At 68.5% G+C, this 11,879-nt stretch carries 15 protein-coding genes and 2 pseudogenes; 11 read left to right on the top strand and 6 right to left on the bottom strand.

What is annotated here, in order from left to right:
• The first annotated feature begins 113 nt into the window (after positions 1 to 113).
• A complete protein-coding gene (locus tag ACFYOP_RS23230; protein ID WP_356895461.1) occupies positions 114 to 1,061 on the top strand; it encodes a hypothetical protein in 948 nt (315 codons plus the stop codon).
• 181 nt (positions 1,062 to 1,242) lie between these two features.
• On the opposite strand, the pseudogene ACFYOP_RS23225 reads toward ACFYOP_RS23230, so the two are convergent.
• Both ACFYOP_RS23225 and ACFYOP_RS23220 read right to left on the bottom strand, forming a co-directional pair.
• Positions 1,243 to 1,407: pseudogene (locus ACFYOP_RS23225) on the bottom strand (DUF397 domain-containing protein); the annotation flags it as partial.
• A 324-nt stretch (positions 1,408 to 1,731) separates the two neighbouring features.
• Positions 1,732 to 1,884, bottom strand: coding sequence for a hypothetical protein (locus tag ACFYOP_RS23220; protein ID WP_356895463.1), 153 nt, complete (start codon positions 1,882 to 1,884; stop codon positions 1,732 to 1,734).
• Positions 1,885 to 2,372: 488 nt separating this feature from the next.
• On the opposite strand from ACFYOP_RS23220, the gene ACFYOP_RS23215 reads away from it, so the two are divergent.
• The 5 genes and pseudogenes from ACFYOP_RS23215 to ACFYOP_RS23195 all read left to right on the top strand — a co-directional run bounded on the left by ACFYOP_RS23215 (position 2,373) and on the right by ACFYOP_RS23195 (position 5,196).
• Positions 2,373 to 2,759, top strand: a complete 387-nt coding sequence (locus ACFYOP_RS23215) for a hypothetical protein (protein WP_356895520.1) — start codon at positions 2,373 to 2,375, stop codon at positions 2,757 to 2,759.
• A gap of 14 nt (positions 2,760 to 2,773) precedes the next feature.
• A complete protein-coding gene (locus tag ACFYOP_RS23210) occupies positions 2,774 to 3,271 on the top strand; it encodes an Imm21 family immunity protein (RefSeq protein WP_356895465.1) in 498 nt (165 codons plus the stop codon).
• A gap of 201 nt (positions 3,272 to 3,472) precedes the next feature.
• A pseudogene (locus tag ACFYOP_RS23205) lies at positions 3,473 to 3,646 on the top strand (transposase family protein); the annotation flags it as partial.
• Between the two features lie 22 nt (positions 3,647 to 3,668).
• Positions 3,669 to 4,151 (top strand): hypothetical protein, encoded by a 483-nt coding sequence (locus tag ACFYOP_RS23200; RefSeq protein WP_356895467.1) that lies wholly within the window; start codon positions 3,669 to 3,671, stop codon positions 4,149 to 4,151.
• A 211-nt stretch (positions 4,152 to 4,362) separates the two neighbouring features.
• Positions 4,363 to 5,196: a carbonic anhydrase family protein gene (locus ACFYOP_RS23195; protein ID WP_356895469.1), complete on the top strand. Its 834-nt coding sequence runs from the start codon at positions 4,363 to 4,365 to the stop codon at positions 5,194 to 5,196.
• 514 nt (positions 5,197 to 5,710) lie between these two features.
• Here ACFYOP_RS23195 and ACFYOP_RS23190 read toward each other — a convergent pair.
• The 3 genes from ACFYOP_RS23190 to ACFYOP_RS23180 form a co-directional block, all read right to left on the bottom strand.
• Positions 5,711 to 6,181, bottom strand: coding sequence for a hypothetical protein (locus ACFYOP_RS23190; RefSeq protein WP_356895471.1), 471 nt, complete (start codon positions 6,179 to 6,181; stop codon positions 5,711 to 5,713).
• Positions 6,182 to 6,562: 381 nt separating this feature from the next.
• Complete coding sequence (locus ACFYOP_RS23185) at positions 6,563 to 6,853, bottom strand: DUF397 domain-containing protein (RefSeq protein ID WP_356895473.1); 291 nt, start codon at positions 6,851 to 6,853, stop codon at positions 6,563 to 6,565.
• Positions 6,834 to 7,688 carry a helix-turn-helix transcriptional regulator gene (locus ACFYOP_RS23180; protein WP_356895475.1) on the bottom strand — a complete coding sequence of 285 codons (855 nt, stop codon included), beginning with the start codon at positions 7,686 to 7,688 and terminating at the stop codon, positions 6,834 to 6,836. The genes ACFYOP_RS23185 and ACFYOP_RS23180 overlap by 20 nt, the downstream gene beginning before the upstream one ends.
• Positions 7,689 to 7,876: 188 nt before the next feature.
• On the opposite strand from ACFYOP_RS23180, the gene ACFYOP_RS23175 reads away from it, so the two are divergent.
• The 4 genes from ACFYOP_RS23175 (at position 7,877) to ACFYOP_RS23160 (ending at position 10,043) form a co-directional block, all read left to right on the top strand.
• A complete protein-coding gene (locus ACFYOP_RS23175) occupies positions 7,877 to 8,131 on the top strand; it encodes a hypothetical protein (RefSeq protein ID WP_356895477.1) in 255 nt (84 codons plus the stop codon).
• Complete coding sequence (locus tag ACFYOP_RS23170) at positions 8,128 to 8,559, top strand: ATP-binding protein (RefSeq protein ID WP_356895479.1); 432 nt, start codon at positions 8,128 to 8,130, stop codon at positions 8,557 to 8,559. The genes ACFYOP_RS23175 and ACFYOP_RS23170 overlap by 4 nt, the downstream gene beginning before the upstream one ends.
• 103 nt (positions 8,560 to 8,662) lie before the next feature.
• Positions 8,663 to 9,547 (top strand): hypothetical protein, encoded by an 885-nt coding sequence (locus tag ACFYOP_RS23165; RefSeq protein WP_356895481.1) that lies wholly within the window; start codon positions 8,663 to 8,665, stop codon positions 9,545 to 9,547.
• A 148-nt stretch (positions 9,548 to 9,695) separates the two neighbouring features.
• Positions 9,696 to 10,043, top strand: a complete 348-nt coding sequence (locus ACFYOP_RS23160; RefSeq protein WP_356895483.1) for a DoxX family protein — start codon at positions 9,696 to 9,698, stop codon at positions 10,041 to 10,043.
• A 32-nt stretch (positions 10,044 to 10,075) separates the two neighbouring features.
• Here the strand turns inward: ACFYOP_RS23160 and ACFYOP_RS23155 are convergent, their stop codons facing one another.
• Positions 10,076 to 10,579, bottom strand: a complete 504-nt coding sequence (locus ACFYOP_RS23155; protein ID WP_356895485.1) for a DUF1877 family protein — start codon at positions 10,577 to 10,579, stop codon at positions 10,076 to 10,078.
• A 374-nt stretch (positions 10,580 to 10,953) separates the two neighbouring features.
• On the opposite strand from ACFYOP_RS23155, the gene ACFYOP_RS23150 reads away from it, so the two are divergent.
• Positions 10,954 to 11,694, top strand: coding sequence for a L,D-transpeptidase family protein (locus tag ACFYOP_RS23150; protein WP_356895487.1), 741 nt, complete (start codon positions 10,954 to 10,956; stop codon positions 11,692 to 11,694).
• Positions 11,695 to 11,879 lie beyond the last annotated feature (185 nt).

Genomic DNA, 11,879 nt, shown 5'->3' with positions numbered 1-11,879 from the left:
GCGGACAGGGCAGTGCCCGGCCCCAATAGAGTCGGGTAGAGTGCGCGTTGGGGTGCCAGGGTGAATGCTCTGGCACCCCAACGCCTTATCAAGTGAGATACTGGAGTGGCAAAATGGATGTCTTCTCCTCGGTGAATGCCGACCTCAGCCATGGCCTTGTGGCAGAAATCACCGTCCATGAGAAAGACCGGGAAAGGTTGACCGCGGCGGCATTCGAATGGCTCACCGAGGGGGTTGGTGTCGCTGCTGTGCGAGGCGAGATCGAACGCCTGCCGAACGAGCTTCCGGTATCCCGGAGCGGATACTTGCGTGTGGAGGAGAGCGTCCCGCGCGTGCGAAAGGAGGGGTGGTGGGGATACTTCTCCGTCTCTCCGGAAGGCACGTTCGATGTGCTGCACAACCCGTACGTCGAGGAAGCACTTCCCTGGCTGAAGGATCGCATCGCAGCGCGCCCGGAATCGGCTTCCGTGAAGATCGGAGAGTTCGCAGAGGGTGGAGAGATCGGAAACTCGAGCCTTCGGCTCTCCGTATCCTTCGACGAGGAACTGGCGGATTACGTGAAGCTCACGTACCACATCGACGAGTCGGTGCTCGTCAGTCCGGGACGCACACTGGCTGAACATGCCCGTTTGCTCAACGTGGTCAACTGGGCATGCCATCGGTACAACGTGGTGTTCGGTCATTTCTCGTATGTGCACTCCGGCGGGGCCACTGAACTTGAGCGCTATTTGCGCGGACCGGCTCGCGTTCCAGTGCTGAACACACCGGCGTGGCGCGAGCGGCTCCGGGGCTATTCATGGCTGATGGTTGCCTCCGCCGACATCGTGCGCAGCATCGGAGGTGCGGACGCATTGAGTGAATCAGGCGCTTTCTGTTCAGTGTCATCGCTGCCAAACGGTTCAGTACTCCTCCAGGCCACTCCGTTGTTCCAGGAATACCGTGGTGAGTCCGTGAGGGCTGTTCATCATGTGCTGCGAGGCGTGCTTGTCAAAGGTGACTTCCGGCGCCCTGCCCCCGTTCCTGGCCAGCCCCCCACGCACATGGTGCTCTTCGATGCTTGACCTCGATAAGGTCCCCAGCCAAGTATTCGTGTTGGCCCGCTTGCCCGCAGTTCCCGACGTGTACGTGTCCCGGCCAACCCCCATCCGGTTCTTCTGGCTCGCCGGCGGCCAGGATCCGGGAGGACGCCGACCGCCCGTCCCCCGGGGAGAACCCGGCACGCCCGTTTCGGGAGTGACGTTATTAGAGCGCACCGGGCCAGGCGTCCCCGAGGACGACATGAACGACGGTCAGCCGGGTGCCGTCAGCGTGCGGACCAGGTCGTGGGGACATGGAGTCGCGGACGGGGATGATGCCCGCGCAGCTGTAGACGACCTTGACGCAGTACCCGCCGGTGCCGTTGCTGCGGCTGCTCTTGCGTCAGCCCAGTGCCGTCTTCTTCCTGAGTATTCGTATCCGCGCGGGCGTCTGCATGGTCGCATCTGGGAGTCAGCCCGGATCTCTATAGCTGGGCTCATTCCTCCTTGCGAGGCCGGACGCACTGCTTCTCAGTGTGGAGCCGCAGGGCGGCGTCGAGGATTTCCAGTGCGTCTTGGGCCGGCGGGTAATGAGGTGCGCTGGGACAGGCGTAGACGTTCCAGCCGGGGCCGCTGGCGCTGTGGACTTCGTGGACCAGTACCGGGGTGTCGGTGATGTGCTGGCAGCGGGCGCACATGCGGACCGGGTCGGGCATCACGCGACCTCCGCGCCGTGGATCCAGTACGGACCAGGGGCGTCGATGCCGAGGGTGGCAAGCAGCAGAGCGGCGCGGCGCTCGCCTTGTTCGTGGGCGGTGAGGTAAGGGCGAACGAGCGCGGAGGCGTTGCCGTCGAGCGGGCTGTCCATGCTGTACGGGCTTCTGCGGCAAGGGAGTTGCGGGGGCAGTGCAGGGGGCGCGGCGGGTGCTTGGCGCGGCTTGGAGCGCGAGCGGGTGAAAGTGGTGGCCAGCCATCTGGCGAAGCGGTGGATAAGGTCATGCATGTCGACGCTCCTGTGGTGGGCGTGGGCCGTGCCCCGGGACGGTTGCTGCCGTCGCCGGGGCTCTTCTGTGCGCTATGCACCACACAAGCTCGCTATAGCTCTGTATAGCTCTCTGGTGGTTTCTGCAGGTCACCGGTGCTTACGTTGGAAGGGTGAGTGAGCCGCGCGAGATTCCGGAGTTCGACCCCCACGGGCGCAGCTGGTGTACGTCGCTGTGGCGGACCACATTGCGGCCCGGATAATCGCGGGGGAGTTGCGTCCGGGGATGCGCCTGCCGGCGGAACGGGCCCTCGCTGACGAGTATGGCGTCGCGTACATGACGGTCCGCCGCGCGGCCGAAGAACTCCGGAGCCGTGCCGGTCCTGGTGCACAATGCCAAGAAGAAGGACCGGAGCGATCCCGAAGAGGTCTGCCCGATCGGCCCTTATGCGGCCGAATCGATCCCGGCGCGGAGTAAGGCCCAGAAGTTCGATGAGTCTCCGGGCGGGGAGAGGGACCAGATCAACGAAATCGGAAGCCGATTCGGATGCCACACCTGTGGAATCATCTTCCCCTTCGGTTCGAAGAAGGGGTATGTTCCCGATCACCAGCCCATCAGCTCGTGGGTGCCGGACGGGTTTCCGCAGCGGCTCTATCCGCAATGCCTTGAATGCAGCCGGAAGCAAGCCGGATGGGCCAGGCAGTTGGCACCCGTCATGAAGCCGATATATGAGCGGATCGCCAAGGAACTCGGATACTAGGAAGGCTGAGAGTCATGGATCTCACATGGGTTGAGTCGGAGGGCGGTCCTATGATTGTCGTGGAGGAATCGCTGCGGCACCTCTGGGGCGGCTACACCAACTCCGACTACGAGAACGCGTGTGAGGTCGAAGGGTACGCCGGGCTGGTGACGTTCGGAGAGCCGTCGGTTCTCCGAACGGGGCTGGCGATCAATGACATCCCCGCCCCAACTGCATTCATGGAGGAATTCGGTTCCATTGTTCAATGGATCGCGTCCTCCAGTGATGCTCGATTCGTTGAGGTTGTGCGCGAAGGTATCGAATTCGTGGACACCTGGGTGGACGGGCCGGTCATGCAAGTGAACGGCCCGGTCGCTGTCTTCGATGCTGCTTTGCCTGGAACGGAGGCTCGTGCAGACGAACTTCTGCTCGTGGAAATCGAGCCGGCAGTCTACCGGCTGCGAACGGCGGACATCGAGTCGGACACCGGCACGTGCGCGCGGGTCCATAAGCTGGATCGGATGATCCGGTGAACCGTGTGGATTCGCTGAATTACACATGACTGCCGGTCGGCATCGCCAGTGAAGACGGGCGGTCGAACGGGAAGCCCCGCCGGTTTCCGGCGGGGCTTTTCGGCTACAGCTGTGGCGTGACCGCAGCGGCAGCGGGTGGAGTTTCCGGCTCGTCCTCTCGGTGACCTCTCGCTCTGGGGAGCGATCCTGTGCTCTTCCTGAGTGGACGGCACACTGCTGCCGATCGACCGCATCGCAGCGGACCGGCCGTACTACTCCGGCAAACACAAGAAGCACGGGATGAACGTGCAGGTCATCGCGGATCCCGTCGGCCGGCTGTTGTGGGCCTCACCGGCCCTGCCCGGCGCCGTCCGGCCGTGGTCGCGGGCCGCTCGGACGCGGCGGGGACCACCTGCTGGTGTTCCATTGCGGCGCGCACAACGAGGCGTCGTACCCGGTGATGGACGACGGTCGGCTCGTGGCGCGGTACTGGGAGGCTCCGCAGCCGCCCTGGCCGGGCACGTTCTGGCGTGTGCTGCTCCAGCGCGACGCCGTACGGCCCACGGCGGACGTCGAACCGGCGGTACGCGCCCTGCCACTGACCCTGCGGCCCTTCGTGGACACACCGGACCGGGAGCGCGGTGCCCAGGGTTTCAAGGTGGGCGGCGTCCCGTCCTGGGCCCAGTTCTCCGAGTACTACCGGTGCGCGTGCGGCACGGAGATGGCGTTCGTCTGCCAGGTGCCGGAGGGCTGGGTGTTCGACGTCCACCCCGGACTTCCGGAACAGCCCTACAGCGTCGGCATCGACACCTACGGGCTGTTCCTCGGCAACGAGGTCTACCTCCTGGGCTGCCCGGCGCACTGCGATCCGGCGGCGGTCTGGCCGGTCAACCGGAACTGACCGTGACGCCCGGGGGACCGCGCGTCCCGTTGACAGATTCAGAACCTATTTGTACGAATCCTTACTCTTGTTGGCTCTTGCTTGTCCATTGCTTGTCTCCGTGCTGGTCGAACAGGTCGAACAGTGGAAGTCGGCACCCAGGGGTGTCCGAACCCGAAGACCGGTCGACCTTCACGAGGTGGAAACAAGCATGTCCTTACGTGGCATACGCATGGCTGGGGCTGCCGGAGTCGCCGCTCTCGCGATCTTCGCGGCCACGTCCTGCTCAAGTGGAGACGGCGGTACGGACGCGAGGGTGACACCGGCCGCGGCCGCATCGCCCCACTCGGACGGAAAGGGCGGGCAGGGGGAGAAGAAGGAAGGGGCCCACTGGGGATACCAGGGAGCGGACGGTCCGGCGAAGTGGGCGACCCTCGCCGAGGACTTCGAGGCGTGTGAGGCCGGGCGCAAGCAGTCCCCGATCGATCTCGACGACAAGGCGGTTCCCGCGCCGGTCGACGAGGCCGTCACGGTCGACTACAGACCCGCCACGGCGGAGCTGGTGAACAACGGCCACACGGTCCAGGCCGACGTCCCGGCGGGCAGCAGGATCGTCATCGACGGCATCGCCTACCAGCTCAAGCAGTTCCACTTCCACCTCCCCAGCGAGCACACGGAGGAAGGCGAGCACACCGCGATGGAGCTGCACTTCGTGCACGCGGCCGAGAACGGCAAGCTCGCCGTCCTGGCCGTACTGATGGACGAGCAGTCCGGCACGTCGGCCTTCGCGGACCTCTTCAAGGAACTGCCGACCAGGGAAGGCGCCACGGCGACGATCACCCGGGCCTTCGACCTGACCGCCTTCCTGCCCGGCGACCGGGACCAGTACCGGTACGAGGGGTCATTGACGACCCCGCCCTGCACCGAGGGCGTCAAGTGGACCGTCCTGAAGGACCCGGTCACGGTCGCTCCGGACGAGGTGGCCACGTACAAGGAGCTGTTCCCGAAGAGCAACCGGCCGACCCAGCCGCTGAACGACCGCAAGCTCGCCGAGGTGCACAAGTAGCCCCGCACGCCGACCGGGACCGGGCAGGAGTCCTACGCGGTCGCCTTGAGGGACGTCACGAACGCGGTCCACGCCGGGGCCGGGACGGTGAGTCCGCGATGTTCGTCACGGGCGACATCATGCTGCTTCGACGCCCACTGGTTCGAGAGCTACGAGAGCGAGTCGCCGACGTGACGCCCTTGTGGTCCGAAGCAAAACTGGAGTATCCGATCGGAGCCGAGATCCGGGGCACCGTCGAGAAGACCGCTGCCTTCGGCATCTTCGTCTCCGTCGAAGGGGCGCGGGTTGGCGGGGGTACGGACGGCGTCCCTCGTCACGACGCGCGTCGGCGGTGACGACGACGCCCGGTTCCTGCGCGCGGCAGGCGCGGTCGGCGTACGGCGCGTGGTGAAGTCTCCGCGGCGACCGTGCTCGCCCCGGACGCCGACGACGCCAGCACCCGGTGGCAACCCGCCGCCGAGGCCCGGCCGCATGCGGATACGGCCGGTCAGGCCGGGCCGGGGGCGGGGGTTGGTCAGGCTTCGGGGCAGAGGGTCTTGCGCAGACCGATGTTGATGTGGCGTGCGTCGTCCTCGGTCGGCGTGACACCGTCGTAGGAGAACAGTTCCCTTGCGCTGTTGACCGTGTCCGGGACATCGCCGTCGAGGTTCACGCACTGGTAGCGCGCCTTTTCGATGGCCTTGTCCTCGTCCTGGACCAGCTTGGGGTTGACGTCTCTGATGGCCGCGATGACGGCGGTTCTCTTGTCGCCGGTCGGCGCGGGCGGGGCGACCTTGTCGGCCTCGGTGGTGTCACCGCCGGCCTCGGTCTCCGGAGCCGTCGGTTCGCTGCTCGGAGTCGACGGCTCGCTGCTCGTGGCCGCAGGCGTGCTGCTCTTGGCGGCGTCGGCCTTGCTGTCGGCGTCGTTGTCGCTGCCGCTGCTGCAGCCGACGAGGCTGACGGCGAGTGCGGCGGCGACGGCCGCGGTGGTGATACGGATACGCATGATTCCCCCCTGGATGTTGTACGTCTGTGAGACATCATGCGTAGCCGAGGTACTGGGGACCAGGGCGGTCACACGTCTGTTACATGACAAAGCCAGGGTCGGGACGTCGCCCCGGCTCCCGCGTCACAAGACCACCATGAATCGGACATCCGGACGTTCAGAGGGAGAACGCCTCGACCCCGGTGCCCACGGTCGCGGCGGCCCGGCGCCGGCGGCGGCTTCTGGTGCCGCATCAGGCGACGTCCGCCCTGTGAAGCCCGGCTGGTTCCGCTACCGACGGGCGGTCTCCTGTAGGCCGAGCAGCAACCCGCCCCCCATTACGGCAGTGACCACCCGCACGTCAACGACGGAGCCGTCGAAGGACGACGCCGGGCGGCCGCGTCACGCGGTGGCGGCCGACTTGAGGGACGTGACGAACGACGTCCACGCCGGGGCCGCGACCGTCAGGACCGGGCCGCTCGGAACCTTGGAGTCGCGGACGGGTACGACGCCGGTGTGGGCGTCGCACACCTCGACGCAGTCGCCGCCGTCGCCGTTGCTGTAGGTGCTCTTGCGCCACGCGGCCGCGCTGGGAAAAGCCTCGGCGACTTCCACGCAGTTGCCGCCCGTGCCGTTGCTGTAGCTGCTCTTGCGCCAGACAGCCGTGCTCAAGTCAATCCCGTTGCTTGCCATTTCCGTCATCCTCAGCCGCTTGCTCGATCAGGGCGAGGGACGCCTCCGGCGGCAGTGCGGCGGCCCTGAGCCGATCGTATGCCTTGCGGTACTGCTTCACGGGGGCAGGATCGTCAAGGGTGTCCCCGCTGTACTGGGACTCCAAATAGACCATCGGCGGGGCATCGGGGAAGGTCATGACCTTGGCCATGCCCATCATGAGGGGATGCGCCCCGCAGTTCCACGGAAGGATCTGTGGAACGATCCGCCGACGGCGCGCCAACGCCGCGATGTGCTCCAGTTGTTCGGCAGCCAGTCCCGGCGGCAGGATCGGCTGACGCAACAGCGACTCAGGCAGGATCGCCCAGTACTCCGGGATCTTGTGGTTGTCCTCGAAGAGACGGGCCCGTGCCAGCCGGGCGGTGACCTTCTCCTCCACCTCGTCGTCCGGTGCCAGCGGGTGCGCCGACCGCACCACCGCCCGCGCGTACGCGTCCGTCTGCAGGAGCCCCGGGACCAGGGTCGGGCACCACTCCTCGATGGTCTCCGCGTGCTTCTCCGCCTCCAGAGCGCGCTCGAAGTAACTGGCGTGGCCTCGCCGCTTCGCCCTGCGTACGTCCTCGCAGCGCCGCCCGAAGAAGCCGTCCGTGCCGAGCACGCGGTCCACGTGCTCGGCCAGTTCCGCCGGCATCCGGCGTGTGCCGCGTTCGATCTCGCTGAGGTGGCTGGGGCCGTAGAAGCTGCCCTCGACCAGTTGCGTGAGCGTCAGCCCGGCCTCCTCGCGTTTCCACCGCAACTCGCTGCCGTAGAAGGTCGGTACGCCCGCCGACCCGTCGATGTCCTTGCGCTGCCCCATCGTCCCCACCGTCCTTGGTGCCCTGCTGTGCCGCTACTGCCACTTCCCGTCGTTTCCCCGGCCCGTACCAACTCCATATGGCATCCGTGCAGTTCAGGGCCGGGAAGCCGAACCTCTTTCACGCTACGCGGCTCGGCGGCAGGGTGTGAGCAGTTCGTCACACAGCGCACTGGAAGGTGTGAACCCCCATGCAGGACACGCAGGACACGCAGGACACGCAGGACTCGCAGAACCCGCAGAACCACCACGGCTCGTCGGCCGACGACTGCGCCGAGGAGCTGCGGGCCGCGCTCGCCGCCCACGGCATCACGCTGCCGTCGCTCGGCGTCGACCTGCCGACCTTCGCCGCCCGCTACCCGACCCGGCCGCTGATCGCGCTGGGCAACTGCAACGTCCTGACCGCGCGGGCCCTGACCGCCGCGCTGCGCAAGGGGGCGGCGTGACGCGACCACCGCTGACGCTGGAGCTGCTGGCCACCCCGGCGGCCGTACCCGAGCTGCGCCGCGCGCTGCGGGACCACGGAGTGGACCTCCAGCTCTGCGCCACCGAGCTCATCACGAACGTGATCCGCCACCTCGGCGAGGGCGTCCCCGTCACCGTCCACGTGTCCTGCGCGGACGGCCGTACGCGCCTGGAGGTCACCGACCCCGACCCGCGTGCCCTGCCCGTCCTGTGCGAGTCGGCCACCGCCGACGACGAGTCCGGCCGGGGCCTGGAGCTGCTCGACGCGCTGACCCTGCGGTGGGGCGTGGGCCAGGGGCCCAGCACCAAGACGGTGTGGTGCGAGCTGGCGTCGCGGCCGCCGGACGAGCCGGGCACCGCCCCGGAGCGGCCCGGCGGCCGACAGGCTTGCGCTGTCCGCCACGGGTGACGCCTCGCAGGTCGGGGCGCGTGCCGGGAATGTCCGCCGGGGTGATCGCCGGCCGGGTGCTGTTGTACAGTCCGCGCCCCGTCGTGACGTAAGGAACAGGTCCATGCGAACTCGCCCCAGACGCACCGCCGTGCTCGTCCTCCCGCTCGCGCTCACGCTGGCCGCGTGCGGCGCGGAGTCGGACGAGCCGGCCGGGCCCGCGAGCCCGGCCACGGCGGCGGCTTCCTCCGCGACGCCCGAGCCGACCAAGGCCCCCGAGTCCGCGGAGGACTTCCTCGACCTCGCGCAGAAGGCGATGACGCAGGAGTCCGCGTGGACCTTCTCCGTGCGGGGCGAGGAGGGCCTGACGCTTCAGGGGCAGCGGAGCGCCGCGACGTACGCGGGCACGGTCCGGCGCGGCATGGGGTCGGCGACGCTGCACTCGCAGGGCGTCAGTACCAGCAGCAAGGGCAAGAAGAAGACGGAAGAGCTCTACGTCCTCGGCGACGAGGGGTATCTGAAGGAGGGCGACGCGGCCTGGAAGGCCGTGTCCCCGGCCGACCCCGAGATGCGGAACAAGGCCGAGGACCCGATCGGGGTCGTCGACGAGTTCCGGATCTACGCGCAGACGCCGGGCGGCGACGTGAAGGTGACCGAGTCGGAGGCTGACGGCGGCGGCACGGTCGAACTCCGCGTCGTGAGCGGCAAGCAGAAGCTGAGCGCGGTCCAGGACCGGGCCTGGGCGAAGAAGGCGAAGCGCGAGTTCGACTCGACGGCCGTGCAGCTCCGCAAGGCCGGCATCCCGGTGGGCGACGCGCAGTTGACGCTCTCCGGCCTGGAGGAGGTGCTGGTCCTGGACGCCAGGACGTACCGGATCAGGAGCCACCGCCTCGAATTCGGTTTCCTGATCCCGTACAACGGCCAGGACATCAGCTTCGAACAGCAGGTCGGCGAGGAGAACGCGGGCCCGTACGCCGGAAAGATCGAACTCCCGGCGGGCGTGCGCTAGCCGTTCACCCAGTCGCCGTCGAGCGCGGCCCGCAGGCTGTCGAGCGCCTCCTCCGGGAACGATCCTGCCGGGGCTGTCACGTTTCCGCGCCGCCGCGGGTCATACGGGGGACGGAGCAAATGACCCCCGCCCGATGGGAGCACCTCTCATGTCCACCGCCTACGTCGTCGTCACCCTCATTGCCGCCGCCATGGTCGGCTTCTCCGCCGTCTCGGTCTTTCTGCGCACGCAGTGGGTCGTGCAGCCGATGGCCGACTACGGGGTGCCCATGTCCTGGCTTCCCTGGCTCGGCACGGCGAAGGCCGCGGGCGCGGCCGGCCTGGTGGTCGGCCTGTTCCTCCCGGTCATCGGCGTCGCGGCCGGCATCGGCCTGGTGCTGTACTTCACCGGGGCCGTGGCCACCGTGATTCGCGCCCGCTGGTACGCGCACATCCCGTTCCCGCTGCTGTACGCGGCCCCGGTCGTCGCGGCCCTGGTCCTGGCGGCCACCGACTGAACTCCTGCCCGGCCGGTTCGCGCCGCCCCCGGTCAGTACCAGAACGCCTTCACCACGGCCTGGCCGGACCCGGCGGCGCGTGCGTAGAGGTTCCGTAGGCCGACGTACAACCGGCCGTAGTACTGGCGGATGTCCGCGGCGTCATGGCCGGGCCCCCAGTTGGAGAGCTTCGGGCCGGCGGTCTTCCAGAGCGTGCCGAACGGCACGGCCGTGAGGAAGGCGGCCGCCCGCGCGGTCCCGGCCGGGTCCAGCACGGCGAACGGAGCCTCCTGGCTCGACGGGTCCTGGAAGACACGGCCACCGAAGACTGGCAGTTCCCACCCGCCGTCCTGCCCCTCGGGGAGTGCCGAGCCCGCCTCGCAGAGTTCGTTCACCTCGCTGAAGGTCTTCTCGATGGAGTACGCGACGCCCGAGGCGTGCTCGGCCCGCCTGACGTCCCGCTCCCAGGCCGCGTCCATGAACTCCACAAGCCGGGCATGGTCGAACCCCTCGATCTCGGACGGCCGCACGGCGCGCAGGTGCATATGGAAGCTCATGGCCGGAGACCGTATCGAGCACGACTGACATCGCGGTCGCGCTCGCGCCCGGAATGTCCTTCCCCTGGATTTCGGCCGTGGGCGCGATGTATAACCGGCCCGCCTCGAAGCGCGGCCCCGTCCCGCCGCGCCGTTCCGACGAGCCCAAGGATCTTCCTGTGCTGCGCTCCTCCCGAAAGTTCCCGTCCGTGCTGGCCGTGGTCGGTGCGATGACGCTCGTGTCGGCCTGTGGAAGCGGCGGTGAGGAACCGGCCGGTGCCGCCGCGGCCGTCTCGCCAGAAGCTGAGGGGGCCGGGGACGCGGCCGGCTCTTCCGTGTCGCCGAGCGCCTCGGCCTCCCCGTCCGCGTCCGCCTCGCCCTCCCCGTCCGCCTCAGTGTCAGCGTCCTCCTCCGCCTCCGCCTCCGCCTCCGCGAAGGCGTCCGGCGGGGCGTCCCCCGAGGCGGCCGCCACCGGCTCGGGCGGCGGCAGTGGGAGCGGGGGCGCAGGCGGCGGCTCGGAGCCGGGCAGCGCGCCCGCCGCGCCCGACTTCCCCGTGCCCGTCGAGGTCGGCAACGCCACCCAGATCATCACGGTCAAGGCCAGCGGCTCGTACGCCACCGTCACGGCCTGGCAGAAGGGTTCCGCCGGCTGGAAGGCGCAGTTCTCGACGAGCGCCGGCCGGGTCGGCTCGAACGGCGTCGTCCCCGGTTCGACGCGCAAGCAGAGCACCTACACCACGCCGTCCGGCACGTACACGATCACCGAGGGCTTCGGCGTGGAGTCCAGCGGCACCGCCGTGCCGTACACGAAGGTCAACGACAGCCACTGGTGGGTCCAGGACCCCGAATCGAAGTTCTACAACCAGATGCACACCGAGGAGGGCGCGGACTTCCCGCTCACCGAGTCCGGCGAGCGCGGCAGCGAGCACCTGATCAACTACCCGACGCAGTACGCCAAGGCGCTCGTCATCAACTTCAACCGCTGGCCCGCCGTGCCCGGCCGCGGCGCGGGCATCTTCCTGCACGTCAACGGCAGCGGCGCGACCGCGGGCTGCGTCTCGGTGCCGCGCGCGACGATGGAGCGCTTCATGGGCTGGGTCCGGCCCTCCGCGAACCCGCGCATCGCGATCGGCTGACGATCCCGCGCGACTCGCGCCCGGTTGTCGGGGGCGTATCTCTCTGGAGGTGCGTCTCCGACCGGTGCCCGCGGCAGCGGGGGCGCACGGCCCGGACATGAAGGACGACCGGGGCCGCCACCCCCCACAGGAGAGGCCCCGGTCGTCGTTCGTACGGGGTCGCAGTGGCACCCCGTACTACCCTC

Source organism: Streptomyces sp. NPDC006294 (assembly GCF_042870895.1).
In the GTDB taxonomy this organism is placed as follows: Bacteria; Actinomycetota; Actinomycetes; order Streptomycetales; family Streptomycetaceae; genus Streptomyces.
The sequence above is the reverse complement of the archived record's forward strand: the minus strand, read 5'-3'. Positions and strand labels throughout refer to the sequence as shown.